Here is a 17,070-nt window from a genome sequence, read left to right as displayed (position 1 = left end):
CTCGGTCCTGCTCCGTGGTGCGTCGCGGCTCGGCGATCCCTCTTGCGTGACCGAGGAGCACTGTGAGCGTGTCGTGGCCCCGCCGTTGCTGGTCCCTGCTGGCGAGCGCGGTCCTTGTGGCGGTCACCCTCGCGGTCGCGCCCGGGCCGGCGGCGGCGCAGGCCGCGCCGCGATGCACGGTCACCGGCACGCCGGGCAACGACGTGCTGCGCGGCACCCGGCACCGCGACGTGATCTGCGGGCGCGGAGGGAACGACCGGCTCGTCGGCAAGGGCGGCAACGACGTGCTCGACGGCGGTCCGGGCGACGACCGGCTGGACGGTGGCCCCGGCAACGACACCCTGACCGGAGGGCCGGGCGACGACACCATCGCCGGCGGTCCCGGCGCCGACACCGTCGCAGCGCGGGACGGCAGCGCGACTCGCGACACCGTCAGCTGCGGCGCGGGCGCCGACCAGGCGACGGGCAACCCCCGCGACCGTGTCCGCGCGGACTGCGAGCGGGCCAACCAGCTGCGCCCCCCCACCGGCCTGGCCCTGAGCCCGGCGACGGTCGCCGAGGGCTCGCCCCCGGGCACGGTCGTGGGGAGCCTGAGCACGACGGACGCCGACCGCGGCGACACCCACCGCTACCAGCTGGTGAGCGGAGCCGGCGGCACCGACAACGCCGCCTTCAGCGTGGTGGGCCGGACGCTGCGCACCCGCTCCGTCCCCGACTTCGAGAGCGACGCCCGGCTCTCGGTCCGGGTCCGGACCACGGACTCCACGGGCCTGCGGCTGGACAGGGTCCTCACCGTCACGGTGCGTGACGTGGTCGAGAACGCAGCCCCGGTCGCCGTCGACGACACCGTCGGCGCCGACGAGGACGAGACGCTGACGCTGCCGGTCTCCGGTCCCGGCAGCCCCCTCGCCAACGACACCGACGCCGACGGCGACCCCCTCACCCTGCTCTCGGTCGGGAACGCCGTGGGCGGTGCGGTCGCGCTGGTCGGGGGCTCGATCGCGTTCACGCCGACCGCGCAGTCGTGCGAGCCGGCCGCCGCCGGCTTCGACTACACCGTCTCCGACGGCCGCGGCGGCAGCGACGTCGGGCGCGTGCGCGTCGACGTCACCTGCGTCGAGGACCCGCCCACCGCCCGCGACGACGTCGCCGAGCTGGACGAGGACGCCCCGGCGACCGCGATCGTGGTGCTGGCCAACGACGACGATGCCGACGACGACCCGCTCACGATCGGCTCCGCCACCCAGCCCGAGCACGGCACCGTCGTCGTCGCCGGCGACGGCGGCGGTCTGACCTACGCCCCCGACGGCGACTACTGCGACGACACCGAGCCGGACACCTTCAGCTACACGCTGACCCCCGGCGGCTCGACGGCCACCGTGGAGGTCACCGTGACCTGCGTGGACGACGCACCCGTCGCGGTCGACGACACCGCCGGCGTCCTCCAGGGCGCCGCGGCCGTCACCGTGGACGTGCTGGCCAACGACACCGACAAGGACGGCGGCCGGCTCGCCGTGGTCTCGACCACCCAGCCGGAGCGCGGCGCCGTGGAGGTGATCGCCGCAGGCACGGCGGTGCGCTTCACGCCGCCCGATGCCACGTGCGGGCCCGCGGTGTTCACCTACGAGCTCAACGGCGGCTCGACCGCCACCGTGTCCGTGACGGTCGGCTGCGACGAGGCGCCGGTCGCCGTCGACGACGCGGTCACGATGACCGAGGACGACCCGGCGACGCCGGTCGACGTCCTGGCCAACGACGTCGACGCCGACGGCGGCCCGCTGCGGGTCGCCTCGGTGAGCCAGCCCGGCCACGGCACCGTGGTGGTCACGGGGGACGGCAGTGGCCTGACGTACGCGTCGGGGAAGGACCACTGCGGGACCGACGACTTCACCTACACGCTCAACCGGGGCGCGACCGCGACCGTCAGCGTGACGGTGACCTGCGTCGACGACGCCCCGGTGGCGGTGGACGACGCCGTGACGTTGACGGAGAACGACCCGGCGACGTCGGTCGACGTCCTGGCCAACGACACCGACGTCGACGACGAGTCAGTCTCGGTGGGCTCGGTGACGCAGGGTGAGCACGGCACCGTCGCGGTCATGGGGGGCGGTGGCTGGCTGACGTACACGCCGGACGTGCACTTCTGCGGGACCGACGCCCTCACCTACACCCTCGTCGGCGGCTCGACCGCGACCGTGACGGTCACCGTGACGTGCGTCGACGACGCGCCGGTGGCGGTCGACGACGACGCGAGCCTCGACGAGGACGCCGCACCCGGCGCCATCGACGTGCTCACCAACGACACGGACACGGACGGCGGCCCCCGGGTCATCGCGTCGGTGACGCAGCCAGACCACGGGACCGCGCTGGTCACCGGCGGCGGCAGCGGCCTGACCTACGCCCCGGCCCCCGACTACTGCAACACCCCGCTCGGCCTCCCGTCGGACTCGTTCACCTACACCCTCGACGGTGGCTCGACGGCGATCGTGCGCGTGGCCGTGAGCTGCGTGGACGACGCGCCGGTGGCGGTCGACGACGCGGCCGCGCTGGGCGAGGACGCGGGACCGGTCCCCCTCTACGTGCTCAGCAACGACACCGACGTCGACGGCGGTCCCCGGGCCATCGCGTCGGTGACGCAGGCGAGCCACGGCGAGGTGCTGGTCGTCGACGGCGGTGAGGGGCTGACCTACGAGCCGGACGACGGCTACTGCAGCTCGGGGTCCGCCGAAGGGCCCGACACCTTCACCTACACCCTCGTCGGCGGCTCGACCGCGACGGTGAGCGTCGCGGTCGACTGCGTGGCGGACCCGGTCTCGATCCACGCCTCCGACGGTCCCACCACCTATGTCGAGAACGGCCAGCCGGTGGTCGTGGACGGCGACCTGGCCGTCGTGAACCCCGACGGTCTGGCGCTGATCGGCGCCCAGGCGGAGATCACCGACGGCCTCGCCGCGGAGCAGGACGTCCTGGGCTGGGTCGACAACGACCTCGAGGACGGCATCGTCCGGACGACGGGACCCGCCGGTGCCGTCGCGCTGGCCGGCCCGGGCGACGCCGCGGAGTACGCCGCCGCGCTGGCCGCGGTGACCTACGCGAACGCCAGCGACGACCCCGCGACCGCGACGCGTACCGTGACGTTCACCCTGACCGCGGACGGCTTCGCCCCGTCGGACTCGATCGAGGTCGAGGTGCTCGCGGTCGATGACGCCCCGGTCGCGGTCGACGACGCCGACACGCTGCTCGAGGACGCCGGGGTGAGCGTGGTCGACGTCCTGGCCAACGACCGCGATCCCGACGACCCGCTGGCGATCGCGTCCGCGACCGACCCCGCCCACGGCGCCGTCGTCGTGACCGGTGGCGGCACCGGCCTGACCTACGTCCCGGACGCCGACCACTGCGGCGAGGACTCCTTCGACTACACCCTTGTCGGCGTCGGCGTCGGCGCCGCCACCGCGACGGTCTCGATGACGGTGACCTGCGTCAACGACGCCCCCGTGGCCGACGACGAGACCTTCACCGGCGCCCTGTCCGCGGTCGGCAACACCGCGCTGGTGGTCAACGACCCGCTCGACGCGGCGCCGGCACTCGCCGGCCCCCAGAAGTCGATCAGCGGCGCGATCCTGGCCGGCGACGCCGACCAGGACGGCCCCGGCCCCCTCGCGGTGGTCGCCGGCACCCTGGAGAGCGACGACGGCGGCACCGTCGTGCTCGAGAGCGACGGCGACTTCACGTTCGTGCCGGCGCCCGGGGCGAGCTGCCAGGACCACACCGACTTCTTCGACTACACGGTCAGCGACGCCTCCTCGCCGACGGCCGGCACGGACACCGGGCGCGTGACCATCTCGGTCACCGGCTGCGTCTGGTACGTCTCCAACAGGGCCGGCGACGGCGGCGGCACGTCGTCGCAGCCGTTCGTCAACCTGGCCCAGGCCGAGGCCGCCTCGTCGGCGGGCCAGACCGTGTTCGTCTTCGCCGGCGACGGCACGTCCAACGGCTACGGCGCCGGGTTCGACCTCAAGGACGGTCAGCGCCTCGTGGGCCAGGCCGGCGACCTCGTCGTGGGCAACGACCTGCTGTGGTCGGGTCTCCCGGGCGCGCGCCCCACGCTCACCGACTACGACGCGGACGTGGTCTCGCTCGCGTCGGGCAACACCGTGACCGGGCTCGAGGTGGACCCGCGCGGCGGCGGCGGCATCGCGGGGGGCGGCGGTGACGCCGGCGGGACGATCGACGACGTCCGCATCGTCGACGCCGGGGTGCTCGGCAGCCAGCCCGGCCTCGAGCTCGACGGGACCAGCGGCTCCTGGACCGTGGCCGACCTGGTCGTGGACACCGCAGCCACGGGCGTGCGGCTCGTCGGCGCCGGCACCGTCGACCTCGCCGGTGACACCAGCGTCGTGACCCTGTCCTCCACGGGTGCTCCCGCGCTCGACGCGTCCGGCACCTCGCTCGGCACCAGCCACGTCGACGAGCTCGTGGCAGCAGGCGCGGGGACCGGCGGGGTGCGGCTGAGCTCGACGACCGGCAGCATCGTGCTCGGCGACGGCGTGGGCACCGACCTCGACCTCACGACGACGTCCGGGACGACGGCGGCGCTGAGCCTGACCGACGCCGGCTCGGTCACCGTCGCGGCGCCCGGCGTCGACGACGTCTCCGCCACCGGCGGCCCGGCCGTCGACGTCTCCGGCACGACGGTGGTCAGCCTGGACCTCGACGACGTGGACTCCACCGGCAGCGCCTCCGATGGGATCAGCCTGACCGGGCTGGGCGCCGGCAGCTTCACCGCGGGCCCGCAGAGCGTCATCAGCGACGCCGCCGACGTCGACGTGGACCTCGACGGTGGCTCGGGGCAGGTCACCTTCGACGGCAGGGTCACCGACCAGACCGGCCGGCTCGTCCGCGTGCGTCACACCTCGGGCGGCGTCAAGGACTTCAACGGCCCCCTCGCGGACGGCGGCCAGGGCTCGGGCCAGGGGATCGCGCTGACCGACAACGCGGGCGCGACGGTGCGGTTCGACGGCGGCCTCAGCCTCTCGACCGGCACCGCCGACGCCCTCACCGCCACCGGCGGCGGTGCGCTGGCCGTCACCGGGAGCGCCAACACCGTGCGCACCGGGTCCGGCACGGCGCTCCGGGTCACCGGCGTGACGATCCACGACGACGACCTCACCTTCCGCAGCGTCTCCTCCGACGGTGCCTCGAGCGGCATCGTGCTCGGCTCCACCACCAACGCGGGCGGGGGCCTCGTCGTCGCCGGTGACGGCGGCGCGTGCACGGTCGCCGCCCCCACCTGCACGGGCGGCACGATCCAGGGGTCCACGGGACCCGGCGTGTGGCTCAGCGACGTGCCCGGCGGGGTGAGCCTCGGCCGCACGCGGGTGGTCTCCGGCGCCGACGACGGGATCCGCGCGACGGGCGTGGCCGGGCTGTCGCTCGTGCGCGTGCTCGTGTCCGGCAACGGTGATGCCGTCTCCGACCGGGGCCTGGACTACGTCGACGTCACCGGCGCCGTGGCCGTCACCGACACGGTGGTGACCGGTTCCGCCGAGAGCAACGCGCGGGTCGCCAACGGCGTCGCGGGCACGACCGTCCTGACGGTCTCCGGGTCCACCTTCTCGAGCACCTCGCCATCGCGCGGCGCGCACGGCCTGGAGGTGCGGCCCGACGGTGGGGCGAGGGTCGACGTCACCGTCACCTCCAGCACCTTCGCCGCCAACCGGGACGCCGGCTTCCTGCTGGGCAACACCAGCGGCAGCCCGACGATGAACCTGGTCTTCTCCGGCAACACCGTGACCGGGGGCAACGCCAGCGCCCTGTCCGGCCAGCCGGGCATCGTCCTCACGCCCACCGCCGGGGCGCAGACGCGGGCGCTCATCAGCGACAACGACATCTCCGGGACCCTGGGCAGCGCCGTCGTCGTCAGCCCGCTCGCCGGCTCCACGGAGTCGGCCCGACTCGACGCCACCGTGACGGACAACCGCATCGGCGACCTGACGCCGTCCTCCGGCTCGGCGCAGGGCGCCGGGCTGGTGCTGCGGGCGGCGGGCGACGGGGACTCGCGGTTCGCGGCCCGCCGCAACACGATCCGCGCCTTCGCGCAGGAGGGCATCCTCGTGCAGGCCCTGGACGGCAGCGGCGGCACGGCCGACGTCGCCGTCACGCTCACCGGCAACGTGGTCAGCGCGCCCTCTCGCAGCGAGTTCTGGGAGGGGATCTTCGTCGGTGCGGGCTCGCTCGGCACCGACGACGCCGTCGTGTGCGCCGACATCGGGGGTCCCGGGGCGCTCGAGAACTCCTTCGTCGGCGCGGGCACCGGGCCGGTCGGCGACGTCGCGCCGGACCTCGCCCTCTCGCAGCGCTTCGACACCCAGCTGCTCCTGCCGGGCTTCGACGGCGAGGCGGCCGACCTCGCGACGTACGTTCAGGGCCGCAACGCGGGGGAGCCCACCGTCCAGAGCTACGACGGGACGCCCGACGCGCAGGCCGGTGCCTGCGCCCTCCCGACGCTGCCATCCCCATGACCACGATCGGAGGCCCCCGTGGCTGAGCCCTTCCTGTCCGAGATCCGGCTGATGAGCTTCCAGTACGCGCCCAAGGGCTGGGCGCTGTGCAACGGACAGCTCCTGCCCATCAACCAGAACCAGGCCCTGTTCGCGCTGCTGGGCACGACGTACGGGGGCAACGGGCAGACCAACTTCGCACTGCCCGACCTGCAAGGGCGGGTGCCGATGCACGTCGGCTCGTGGCACACGCTCGGTGAGCGCGGCGGCGAGCAGGCCCACACCTTGAGCGTTCCCGAGATGCCGAGGCACACGCACCCGGACCTGGCCTCGACGCTCAACGGCAACACCTCCTCTCCCGCGGGAGCCGCGCTGGCCCCGGTGAGCGGTCTCTACGGCTCACCGACCGGGACGACGTCCCTGGGGCCGACGAGCGTCTCCGTCAGTGGAGGGGGCCAGGCGCACCAGAACATGCAGCCCTTCCTCACCATCAGCTTCTGCATCGCCTTGCAGGGCATCTTCCCGAGCACGAACTGAGGACCTGACATGGCGCAGCCGTACGTCGGAGAGATCAAGCTGTACGCCGGCAGCTGGGCGCCCGACGGGTGGGAGCTCTGCCACGGGCAGCTCCTGCCCATCTCCGAGAACGACGTGCTCTTCCAGCTGATCGGCACGACCTACGGAGGTGATGGCGAGAGCACCTTCGCCGTGCCCGACCTGCGTGGACGGCTGCCGGTCCACCAGGGGAACGGGTTCGTCCTCGGCGACAGCGGTGGCCTCGAGGAGGTCACCCTGACGTCCCAGGAGCTCCCGCCGCACCGGCACCCGCTGGTCGCCACGACCGGCTCCGGGGGGCCGAACCCGCAGGGGGCGGTGCTGGCCTCGAGCCCGACGGTGAGCGCCTATCGCCAGTCGACCGCGTCGACTCAGATGGCGCTCGCCTCCGTCGGTCCCGCGGGTGGCTCGCAGCCTCACTCGAACCTGCAGCCCTACCTCTGCGTCCACTTCATCATCTCCCGCTTCGGCCTCTACCCCTCTCCCTCGTAAAGGACCGTCATGTCCGACCCGTTCATCGCCGAGATCCGGATCTTCCCGTTCAGCTTCGCGCCCAAGGGCTGGGCCTGGTGCGACGGTCAGCTTCTTCCGGTGTCGCAGAACACCGCCCTGTTCGCGCTCCTCGGCACGACGTACGGCGGCAACGGCGCGTCGACCTTCGCGCTCCCGGACCTGCGCGCCAGGGCGCCGATGCACCCGGGCCAGGGGCCGGGACTCACCGCACGCGACCTCGGCGAGAGCGGCGGCACGGACGCCGTGACCCTGCTGCCGAGCCAGCTGCCGAGCCATGCCCACGCCATGTCCGCGGACGCCTCCGGGCGGGCCGACCTCCAGACACCCGGTACGGACCGGGTCCTCGCCCGGTCCTCGGGCGGGACGGCCTACCGGTCCCCGCCGTCCGACCTCACGCCCATGGCGGAGGAGAGCATGGGTCCCGTCGGCTCCGACCAGCCGCACAACAACCTGCAGCCCTACCTGACCGTCTACTTCAACATCGCCCTCCAGGGCGTCTTCCCGACGCGGCCGTGACGTCGTGAGCCACCTCGCCTCCACCCTGGGCCGGGTCGCCCTGCGACCCGCGACCGACCGTGACCGCGACCTCCTCCTGCACGTCTACTCCTCGACGCGTGAGGAGGAGCTGTCGCAGGTGACCTGGGCGCCCGGCCAGCGTGAGGCCTTCGTCCGCATGCAGTTCGACGCCCAGGACACCCAGTACCGGCAGCACAACCCGACCGGCACGTTCGACGTCATCGAGGTCGGAGGGCGGCCCGCCGGCAGGCTGTACGTCGACCGCCGCCCCGACGACATCCGCGTCGTCGACCTGGCCCTGCTGCCGGAGTTCCGCGGGGCCGGCATCGGCGGCGACCTGCTGAGGCGGCTCCAGGAGGAGGCGGCCGCCTCGGGTCGCATCCTCAGCATCCACGTCGAGGTCCACAACCGCGCGGCCGAGCTCTACCGCCGGCTCGGCTTCGTCACGGCCGCCGAGCGCGGGGTCTACCGCCGGATGGAGTGGCGGGCGCCGTGAGCCCGGGACACCACGACTCAGGCGAAGGCGGCCTCGTAGCGGACCCCGTCGGCGTCCGCGCCGATGGGCACCAGGAAGAGCTCGAGCTCACCGAGCTCCTCGTGCGCCAGCGCGTAGCTCCCCTGGGGAAGCGCCGGGGCGGCGGGACCTCCGAAGACGAGCGAGAACTGCAGGCGCTCCTGGCCCTCGGGGCCCGGCCCGCCGGCCTCGGTCCCGACGGCGGCGTCCACGAGCAGCAGGCTCAGGACGGAGCCCGAAACGGCGCTCTGCGTCACGTGGAACGTCTCCCCGACGTGCGTCGCGAAGTCGTCGTAGGTCACCCATCCCAGTCCGGCCATCCGCCGATGCTAAGCCCGTTCCCCCTCTCACCCCGGAGCACCCCATGACCCACACCTCACGTCGCGCGCTCCTGGGCGCGGGCGCCTCCGCGGTGGTCCTCGCGCCGTTCGCCTGGGCCTTCCCGGCCGACGCGTCCGCGCCGCGGCTCTACCGCCGCCGGCGCTTCAAGCCGCTCGTGCGCCGCTCGTTCCGGCTCACGAGCAAGGCCGGCGCGTGGCCGGTGCGGCTGACCGAGGTCACGAACCTGCCGCACACGGCACCAGGCCACCAGCGCCGCTTCGCCCTGACCTTCTCCTCGCGCACCGCGGGCCCGCCGCAGGGCAGCTACGTCCTACGCCGTCGTGGGTTCCGGTCCACGACGCTCTTCCTGGTGCCCAGCGACCCCGGCCGTCGGACCTACCAGGCCATCGTCAACTGAGCCGCGGATAGGTTGGCCGGCATGAGCGACGACATCCGAGCCCGCGTCAACGACCTGCTCCCCGGCATCCGCCAGGACCTCGAGGACCTGGTGCGCATCGAGTCCGTCAGCGCCGACCCCGCGCGCGCCGGCGAGGTGCAGCGCAGCGCCGAGGCGGTCGCGGAGCTGTTCCGCGCCGAGGACTTCGACACCGTCGAGATCGTCAGCGCCGAGGCCGACGGCCGGGCGCCCGCCGTGATCGCCCACAAGGCCGGTCCCGAGGGTGCGCCGACGGTGCTGCTCTACGCCCACCACGACGTCCAGCCGGAGAACGACCACGCCGACTGGGACTCCCCGCCCTGGGAGCCCACCGAGCGCGACGGACGGCTCTACGCCCGCGGCGCGGCCGACGACAAGGCCGGCATCGCCGCCCACCTGGGCGCGATCCGCGTGTTCGGCGCCGACCTGCCGGTCAGCGTGACCATGTTCATCGAGGGCGAGGAGGAGGTCGGCTCCGACACCCTCCCCGCGCTGCTGAAGGAGCACCACGACAAGCTGCGCGCCGACGTGATCGTGATCGCCGACTCCGGCAACTGGGACATCGGGGAGCCCGCGCTCACGACCAGCCTGCGCGGCCTGGTCCGGGTCGACGTCGAGGTGCGCACGCTCACCCACGCCGTGCACTCCGGCATGTGGGGCGGGCTCGTGCCCGACTCGATCATCGCGCTGAGCCGGGTCATCGCCAGCCTCCACGACGACGCGGGCGACGTCGCGATCGCCGGTCTGCACTCCGGTCCGGCCGCCGATGTCACCTACCCCGAGGAGCGCCTGCGCGCCGAGTCCGGCGCCGTGCCCGGCATCGAGTGGATCGGCACCGGCTCCGCGGTGGAGCGCCTGTGGACCAAGCCCGCGCTCTCGATCACCGGCCTCGACGCGCCCAAGGTCGACGGCGCCAGCAACACCCTCGTGCCTGCCGCCCGCGCCAAGATCAGCCTCCGGGTCGCGCCGGGCGACACCACGGCCAACGCGCTGGCCTGCCTGCGGGCCCACCTGGAGGCCCACGTGCCGTGGGGCGCGGAGCTCACCGTCACCGTCGTCGACACCGGCGAGGCCACCCAGATCGACGCGACCGGCCCGGCCTACGACGCCGCGCGGGCGGCGTTCGAGGAGGCCTGGGACGGCGTCGCCCCCGTCGACATGGGCGTGGGCGGCTCGATCCCGTTCATCGCGGAGTTCCTCGAGGCGTTCCCGCAGGCCAGCGTCCTGGTCACCGGCGTCGAGGACCCCGACACCCGCGCCCACGGCGCCAACGAGGGGCTGCACCTCGCGGAGTTCGCGCGCGTGGTGCTCGCCGAGGCCCTGCTGCTGCGCAACCTCGCCCGGTAGCGACCGCCTCGGAACCAGGTGACCCGAGTGTCGCTTTCGCATCATCTCGATAAAAGCACTAGACTTTGAGGGTGGCTACCCTGTACCCGACGCGTCCTCCCGCACCCTCGCCGCCGGCCGCGCCCGCGACCCGGGTGTCCATCGTCGGTGGCGGTGCCAGCGGCGTCCTCACCGCGGTCAACCTGCTGAGCGCGCCGGGCGGCGAGGGCCTGGCCATCACCATCCACGAGGCCAGCGGCATCGTGGGCCGGGGCATCGCCTACGGGACGTCGGACCCCCGCCACCTGCTCAACGTGCGCGCGCGCCACATGAGCGCCTGGGCCGACGTGCCCTCCGACCTCCTGGAGTGGGCCGCGCGCACCGGCCGGGACGTGGACCCGCAGGGCTTCCTCCCGCGCCGTGACTACGCCGCCTACCTCCAGGACACGCTGGCCAGCGTGGCCGACCACCGGCTCACCGTGCGGGCCGGACGCGTCGACGACATCGTCCCGCTGCCCGGCGGCGGCTACGAGCTGCGCTCGGCCGACACCTTCTCCGTCGCCGACACCGTCGTCCTGGCCTACGGCAACCAGGAGCCCCGCGCGCTCGTCGTCGACGGCGACACCCTGCCCCCGGCACCCTGGCACCTGCCCAACCCCTGGAACCTCGCCGACCTCCACCTGCTGCCCGGGGACGCCACCGCGGTCGTGGTCGGGACCGGCCTGACGGCGATCGACACCGCGATCACCTTCCTCGAGGAGCACGCCTCGCGCCGGGTCGTGATGACCAGCCGCCACGGTCTGCTGCCGTTCCCCCACGTCGGGCAGCAGTCCACGGCCTGGGTCAGCCCGACCGTCGAGCACCCGGTGACCTCCGACAGCCTGGCGGCGTTCTTCACCGAGCAGGTCGCGGCCGCCGAGGCCCAGGGCGTCGACTGGCGCGCCGTCGTCGACGGCCTGCGCCCGCAGACGCAGGCGATCTGGCAGGGCATGAGCCTCGACGAGCGTCGGCGCTTCCTGGACACGCACGCACGCTTCTGGGAGGTACGCCGGCACCGCATGGCCCCCGAGGTGGCCGCGCGGCTCGAGGCCTACCAGGCCGAGGGCCGCCTCGTGGTGCTCTCCGGCGGCATCGCCCGCGTGGTCGACCGCGGCCGGCGCTGCGACGTCCACATCGGCCAGGTCGGCGCGCCGGTCCCGGCCGACGCCCTGGTCAACTGCACGGGCCCCTCACCCGACATCACCCGCAGCGGCGACCCGCTGCTGCTGGCCCTGCGCGAGCGCGGTCTCGCGGCCCCCGACGCGCTGCACCTCGGACTCGCCACGGCCGCCGACGGCGGTCTCCTGGACGGCGAGGGCCACCCGGTCCCGGGGCTCTACGCCGTGGGCCCGCCGCGCAAGGGCGTGCTGTGGGAGTCGACCGCGATCCCCGAGATCCGCGCCCAGGCTGCTGCCGTGGCGCGCGTCCAGCTGGCGGGCCGCGTCAGCCGCTGACGGCCGCGGGCAGCCGCAGCGTGAACGCGCTGCCGACGCCGAGTTCGGAGTCGACGGTGATGGCGCCGCCGTGGCGCTGCACGATCCGCTGGACGATGGCCAGCCCCAGCCCGGTGCCGGGCTGGGCGACCGCCTGAGGGTTGGAGGAGCGGAAGAACTCCGTGAAGAGCTGCGCCCGGTCCTCGGGCGAGATCCCGATCCCCTGGTCGCGGACCGTGACGACGACCTCGTCGTCCTCCCGGGCCAGCTCGACCGTCACGTCGCTGCCGGAGCGCCCGTACTTCACCGCGTTGCTGAGCACGTTGCCCAGGGCGGTGTCGAGCTCCTCGGCGTCCCCGAGCGCGAGCACCTCGGCCTCCGGCATCTCCAGCCGGATGGCGACCCCGGCGCGCTGGGCGGCAACGGCGTTGAGCTCGGCCAGGTCCTCGAGGACCGGCTGCAGCGCGACCGGCGCCGGGATGATCGCGGTCTCGGGGTCGCCGACCTTGGACAGCAGGAGCAGGTCGTCGATGACGCGCTGCAGCCGCTGCGAGCCGCGGTCGATGGCGGCGAGCGAGCTGCGGGTCAGGCTCGTCAGGTCCGGCGTGGACTCGAGCATCTCCAGGTGTCCCATGATGGCCGTGAGGGGGTTCTTGAGCTCGTGGGCGACGGTCGCGATCAGGCGCCCCTTGTACTGGTCCAGGGCGGTGAGCTCCTGCACGAGCCGGTGCTCGCGGGCGAAGGTGCGGGCGTTGAGGATCGAGCGCCCGAGGTCGTGGCCGATGTCGAGAGCGGCCTCGGCCTCGGTCCGGCCCCAGGGCGCCTGCCCCTCGACGCGGGTGAGCACCAGGTTGCCGACGCAGGTGGAGCCGGCGCCGATCGGCACGAACAGCAGGGAGTCCGCCTCGATCCGCTCCATGAAGGCGTGGATCTGGCGCGACTGGCCGTCGGTGAGCACCTCCACGCGCCGGTCCCGTTCGATCACGACCCACTGCTGCACCGACCACAGCTGGTGCGCGGCGGTCTCCGCGACCTCCACGAGCCCGTCCGGCAGCACGATGTCGGCGCCCCGGGCGCTGTAGAGCGCCCCGGAGCCGAGCACGTCGCCGGCGAAGGTCTGCACCCAGCTGCCCCCGGCCCGGAAGCCCTCGGAGAGCGCCGAGCCCGCCTGCACGAGCAGGTCCTCGATCGGGAGCTGGACGCTCAGGCTGCGCACGATCTCGCGCGCCGTGGTGGCGAGCCGGATCTGCTCGGAGAACTCGTGCCGCTCCAGCGCCACCAGGAGCGCCCGCTCGGCCTGCGCGGCGTACTTCTCGAGCAGGGAGCGCTGCTGAGCGTCGGGCCTCCGGCCGCTCGTGGGCAGGTCGATCGACAGCAGGCCCACCAGGCGGCCCTCGTCGTCGCGCAGAGGAGCCAGGAGCAGGTCCAGCGGATGCCAGGCGTCGGGGTGGTCCGACGGCTCGTAGTCGGGGACCCAGCCCCACTCGTCGATCGCACCCACGCGATCGCTCGGGACGTACTTGAAGCGACCCCAGTCCTCGGCCTTGGCCAGCTCCTGCTGGATGGTCCGGACGGGCGTGACGGCGTCCCACAGGGCGGCCCGGGCCTCCTCGCTGCCCGCGATCGCGACCGAGCGGAAGTCCTCGCCGAGGACGACCGAGATGAGGGCTACCTGGAAGCCGGCCATCTCGCGGACACCCTCGGCGATCAGGCGCAACGCGTCGCGCGAGAGGACGTCGGACCAGCTCGTCCGGTCGGCGTCGCCGCCCGTGCGCTCGGGCTCGGGCTCCATGTCACCTCGTAGCGTCGTCGTCCCCATACGTCGTCTGCCCCGCCATGCTACGGGCGAAGCCGCGGTTCGGGCCCGCATCTCCTAGAATCACCTCGTGCCCTACCTCAGCAGTCGTGGCCAGCGCCTCGGCGGAGACGGCCGGCTCACCGCGGCTCTCGACCCGCAGGACCAAGGACCCCAGGACGCCTGCGGGGTCTTCGGGGTCTGGGCTCCGGGCGAGGACGTCGCGAAGCTGACGTACTTCGGCCTCTACGCCCTCCAGCACCGCGGCCAGGAGTCCGCCGGGATCGCGGTCAGCAACGGCCGCCAGATCCTCGTCTACAAGGACATGGGACTGGTCTCCCAGGTGTTCGACGAGACCACGCTCGACTCGCTCAAGGGCCACCTGGCGATCGGCCACTCGCGCTACTCCACCACCGGGGCGAGCACCTGGCAGAACGCCCAGCCGACGTTCCGCCCGACGGCCGACGGCTCGATCGCGCTGGGCCACAACGGCAACCTCATCAACACCGCGGAGCTGGCGCAGCTGGTCTCGGACCTGCCCACGGACCCCGGCGAGCTGGACCTGCACGCGCGCAACGTGGAGTCCTCGACCAACGACACCGGCCTGGTGACCGCGCTGCTCGCGCACCACCCCGACACCTCGCTGGAGCAACGCGCGCTCGAGGTCCTGCCGCTGCTGAAGGGCGCCTTCTCCTTCGTCTGGATGAACGAGAACACCCTCTACGCCGCCCGGGACCCCCAGGGCATCCGCCCGCTGGTGCTGGGCCGCCTCGACCGCGGCTGGGTCGTCGCCTCCGAGGACGCCGCCCTGGCCACCATCGGCGCCAGCGTGGTGCGCGAGGTCGAGCCGGGCGAGATGCTCGTCATCGACGACCAGGGCCTGCGCTCGCACACCTTCGCCGAGCCCGCACCCAAGGGCTGCGTCTTCGAGTACGTCTACCTCGCCCGCCCGGACGCCACGATCGCGGGACGCAGCGTCCACGAGTCCCGCGTCGAGATGGGCCGCGAGCTGGCCCGCCAGTTCCCCGTCGAGGCCGACCTGGTGATCCCGGTGCCCGAGTCGGGCACGCCCGCGGCCGCCGGCTACGCCGAGGAGAGCGGGATCCCCTTCGGTCAGGGCTTCGTCAAGAACGCCTACGTCGGACGCACGTTCATCCAGCCCAGCCAGACCCTGCGCCAGCTCGGCATCCGGCTCAAGCTCAACGCGCTCGACCACATGATCCGCGGCAAGCGCATCGTGGTCGTCGACGACTCGATCGTGCGCGGCAACACCCAGCGCGCCCAGGTGCGGATGCTGCGCGAGGCCGGCGCCCTGGAGGTGCACGTGCGGATCTCGAGCCCGCCCGTGAAGTGGCCGTGCTTCTACGGCATCGACTTCGCCACGCGCGCCGAGCTGATCGCCAACGGCCTGACCCCCGAGGAGATCGCCGCCAGCGTGGGCGCCGACAGCCTCGGCTACATCTCGCTCGACGGCATGATCGACTCGACGAAGCAGGAGAAGTCCACCCTCTGCACCGCCTGCTTCACCGGCGAGTACCCCATCGAGCTCCCGGACGCGAGCCTGCTCGGCAAGCACCTGCTCGAGACCAGCCTAAGCTCCCCGACGTTGGGCAAGGCGCTCCCCGTCCTCAACAATCCCTGAGCTCGACGACACCGAACGGATGCCCGACGTGAGCGAGACCGCCGCCGTCCCCTCCTCCTCTCGCAGCGCCTACGCCGAGGCCGGCGTCGACATCGAGGCCGCCGACACCGCGATCGAGCTGATGAAGGGCTGGGTCGAGAAAGCCCGCCGTCCCGAGATGATCGGCGGCCTCGGCGGCTTCGCCGGGCTCTTCGACGCCTCGGCCCTCAAGGGCTACGACCGCCCGCTGCTCGCGACCTCGACCGACGGCGTCGGCACCAAGGTCGCCATCGCGCAGGCCATGGACGTCCACGACACGATCGGCTACGACCTGGTCGGCATGGTGGTCGACGACCTGGTCGTCTGCGGCGCCGAGCCGCTGTTCATGACCGACTACATCGCGTGCGGTCGCGTCGTACCCGAGCGCATCGCGGCGATCGTCAAGGGCATCGCGGAGGCGTGCGTCGAGGCCGGCTGCGCGCTCGTCGGCGGTGAGACCGCCGAGCACCCGGGCCTGCTGGGCCACGACGAGTACGACGTCGCCGGCGCCACGACCGGCGTCGTCGAGGCCGACCGGCTGCTCGGCCCCGGCCGCGTGCGCCCCGGCGACGCGGTGATCGCGATGGAGGCCAGCGGCCTGCACTCCAACGGCTACTCCCTGGTGCGTCACGTCCTGCTGACCACCGCCGGCTGGGCCCTCGACAAGGACGTCCCCGAGCTGGGCCGCACGCTCGGCGAGGAGCTGCTCACGCCGACGCGGATCTACGCCAAGGCGTGCCTGGCGCTGGCCGACCGGGTCGAGGTGCACGCGATGTCGCACGTCACCGGCGGCGGCCTCGCCGCCAACCTCGCCCGGGTCATGCCGGTCGAGCTGATGGCCACCCTCGAGCGCGGCACCTGGACCCCGCAGCCGGTCTTCGACCTGGTGCGCGGCGTAGGCAAGGTCACGCAGGCCGACCTGGAGGCCACCCTCAACTGCGGCGTCGGGATGGTCGCGATCACCGCCCCGGGCGAGATCGACCGGGCGATCGAGGTGCTCGCCGGCTTCGGCATCCGGGCATGGGTGGCCGGCGAGGTGAGCGTCGACCCCGAGCAGTCGGGACGGGTCGTGCTGGAGGGCCAGCACCCCGGTTGGTGACCGTGGGCGCCCTTCTGGCGCTCTGGGAGCCGAAATCCGGGGGGACATGGCACCCGGGCGTGCGGGAACAGCCAGGCAACAGGTAGCGTTGCCCTCACGAGAAAAACTTTGAGACAGCCCGGGAGCCACTGTTGCCCCGGCCGACTTGCGAGGGGGCTGACCCTATGGGGCGCGGCCGAGCTAAAGCCAAGCAGACGAAGGTCGCACGCGACCTGAAGTACCGGACTCACGAGACGGACTTCGGGGCGCTCGCCAGTGAGCTGCACAGTGACAGCGGCGTCAAGGACGAGCCGGTCGATCCGGAGGTCCTCGAGAAGTGGGCCGACGTCATCGAGCCGTCGCGCGACTGACCCACCCTCGCCG

The 17,070-nt window shown here is 73.3% G+C and carries 13 protein-coding genes; 11 read left to right on the top strand and 2 right to left on the bottom strand.

The annotated features are described in order from the left end of the window. Positions 1 to 68: 68 nt before the first annotated feature. Genes E4622_RS10860 through E4622_RS10840 form a run of 5 tightly spaced genes read left to right on the top strand, consistent with a single transcriptional unit; the run spans position 69 to position 8,580 of the window. Positions 69 to 6,521, top strand: a complete 6,453-nt coding sequence (locus E4622_RS10860) for an Ig-like domain-containing protein (RefSeq protein ID WP_167736048.1) — start codon at positions 69 to 71, stop codon at positions 6,519 to 6,521. 18 nt (positions 6,522 to 6,539) lie between these two features. Beyond that, the gene (locus E4622_RS10855) at positions 6,540 to 7,037 is read left to right on the top strand and encodes a tail fiber protein (RefSeq protein WP_134740197.1); all 498 of its coding nucleotides are present in this window, start codon (positions 6,540 to 6,542) and stop codon (positions 7,035 to 7,037) included. A gap of 9 nt (positions 7,038 to 7,046) precedes the next feature. After that, the gene (locus E4622_RS10850) at positions 7,047 to 7,547 is read left to right on the top strand and encodes a tail fiber protein (RefSeq protein WP_134740196.1); all 501 of its coding nucleotides are present in this window, start codon (positions 7,047 to 7,049) and stop codon (positions 7,545 to 7,547) included. Positions 7,548 to 7,556: 9 nt separating this feature from the next. Beyond that, positions 7,557 to 8,084, top strand: a complete 528-nt coding sequence (locus E4622_RS10845; RefSeq protein ID WP_134740195.1) for a tail fiber protein — start codon at positions 7,557 to 7,559, stop codon at positions 8,082 to 8,084. 4 nt (positions 8,085 to 8,088) lie between these two features. Next, positions 8,089 to 8,580, top strand: a complete 492-nt coding sequence (locus tag E4622_RS10840; protein ID WP_209021871.1) for a GNAT family N-acetyltransferase — start codon at positions 8,089 to 8,091, stop codon at positions 8,578 to 8,580. Between the two features lie 17 nt (positions 8,581 to 8,597). Here the strand turns inward: E4622_RS10840 and E4622_RS10835 are convergent, their stop codons facing one another. Next, complete coding sequence (locus tag E4622_RS10835) at positions 8,598 to 8,918, bottom strand: hypothetical protein (protein WP_134740194.1); 321 nt, start codon at positions 8,916 to 8,918, stop codon at positions 8,598 to 8,600. A 44-nt stretch (positions 8,919 to 8,962) separates the two neighbouring features. Here E4622_RS10835 and E4622_RS10830 point away from each other — a divergent pair, with 44 nt between their 5' ends. From E4622_RS10830 to E4622_RS10820, 3 genes are all read left to right on the top strand, one after another. Then, a complete protein-coding gene (locus E4622_RS10830; protein ID WP_134740193.1) occupies positions 8,963 to 9,337 on the top strand; it encodes a hypothetical protein in 375 nt (124 codons plus the stop codon). A gap of 21 nt (positions 9,338 to 9,358) precedes the next feature. Then, on the top strand, positions 9,359 to 10,702 hold the full coding sequence (locus tag E4622_RS10825; protein ID WP_134740192.1) for a dipeptidase: 1,344 nt from the start codon (positions 9,359 to 9,361) through the stop codon (positions 10,700 to 10,702). A gap of 71 nt (positions 10,703 to 10,773) precedes the next feature. Beyond that, on the top strand, positions 10,774 to 12,174 hold the full coding sequence (locus tag E4622_RS10820) for an FAD/NAD(P)-binding protein (RefSeq protein WP_245155980.1): 1,401 nt from the start codon (positions 10,774 to 10,776) through the stop codon (positions 12,172 to 12,174). Here the strand turns inward: E4622_RS10820 and E4622_RS10815 are convergent. Beyond that, positions 12,164 to 13,945, bottom strand: a complete 1,782-nt coding sequence (locus E4622_RS10815) for a HAMP domain-containing sensor histidine kinase (protein WP_134740191.1) — start codon at positions 13,943 to 13,945, stop codon at positions 12,164 to 12,166. The genes E4622_RS10820 and E4622_RS10815 overlap by 11 nt on opposite strands. 94 nt (positions 13,946 to 14,039) lie before the next feature. On the opposite strand from E4622_RS10815, the gene purF reads away from it, so the two are divergent. The 3 genes from purF (at position 14,040) to E4622_RS10800 (ending at position 17,057) form a co-directional block, all read left to right on the top strand. Next, the gene (gene purF, locus E4622_RS10810; RefSeq protein WP_134740190.1) at positions 14,040 to 15,590 is read left to right on the top strand and encodes an amidophosphoribosyltransferase; all 1,551 of its coding nucleotides are present in this window, start codon (positions 14,040 to 14,042) and stop codon (positions 15,588 to 15,590) included. A 28-nt stretch (positions 15,591 to 15,618) separates the two neighbouring features. Continuing rightward, on the top strand, positions 15,619 to 16,707 hold the full coding sequence (gene purM / locus E4622_RS10805; protein WP_134740189.1) for a phosphoribosylformylglycinamidine cyclo-ligase: 1,089 nt from the start codon (positions 15,619 to 15,621) through the stop codon (positions 16,705 to 16,707). A 164-nt stretch (positions 16,708 to 16,871) separates the two neighbouring features. Then, on the top strand, positions 16,872 to 17,057 hold the full coding sequence (locus tag E4622_RS10800) for a DUF3073 domain-containing protein (RefSeq protein WP_134740188.1): 186 nt from the start codon (positions 16,872 to 16,874) through the stop codon (positions 17,055 to 17,057). The last annotated feature ends 13 nt before the right edge of the window (positions 17,058 to 17,070 follow it).

This window comes from Nocardioides sp. 503 (assembly GCF_004522095.1).
Classification (GTDB): Bacteria; Actinomycetota; Actinomycetes; order Propionibacteriales; family Nocardioidaceae; genus Nocardioides.
Note: the sequence above shows the minus strand (reverse complement) of the source record. Positions and strands in the feature narration are given on the sequence as shown.

Coding starts and splice junctions, on each gene's coding strand:
- E4622_RS10850 (WP_134740196.1), top strand. CDS start 7,047: ATGGCGCAGCCGTACGTCGGAGAGATCAAGCTGTACGCCGGCAGCTGG.
- E4622_RS10845 (WP_134740195.1), top strand. CDS start 7,557: ATGTCCGACCCGTTCATCGCCGAGATCCGGATCTTCCCGTTCAGCTTC.
- E4622_RS10835 (WP_134740194.1), bottom strand. CDS start 8,918: ATGGCCGGACTGGGATGGGTGACCTACGACGACTTCGCGACGCACGTC.
- E4622_RS10830 (WP_134740193.1), top strand. CDS start 8,963: ATGACCCACACCTCACGTCGCGCGCTCCTGGGCGCGGGCGCCTCCGCG.
- E4622_RS10825 (WP_134740192.1), top strand. CDS start 9,359: ATGAGCGACGACATCCGAGCCCGCGTCAACGACCTGCTCCCCGGCATC.
- E4622_RS10815 (WP_134740191.1), bottom strand. CDS start 13,945: ATGGAGCCCGAGCCCGAGCGCACGGGCGGCGACGCCGACCGGACGAGC.
- E4622_RS10800 (WP_134740188.1), top strand. CDS start 16,872: ATGGGGCGCGGCCGAGCTAAAGCCAAGCAGACGAAGGTCGCACGCGAC.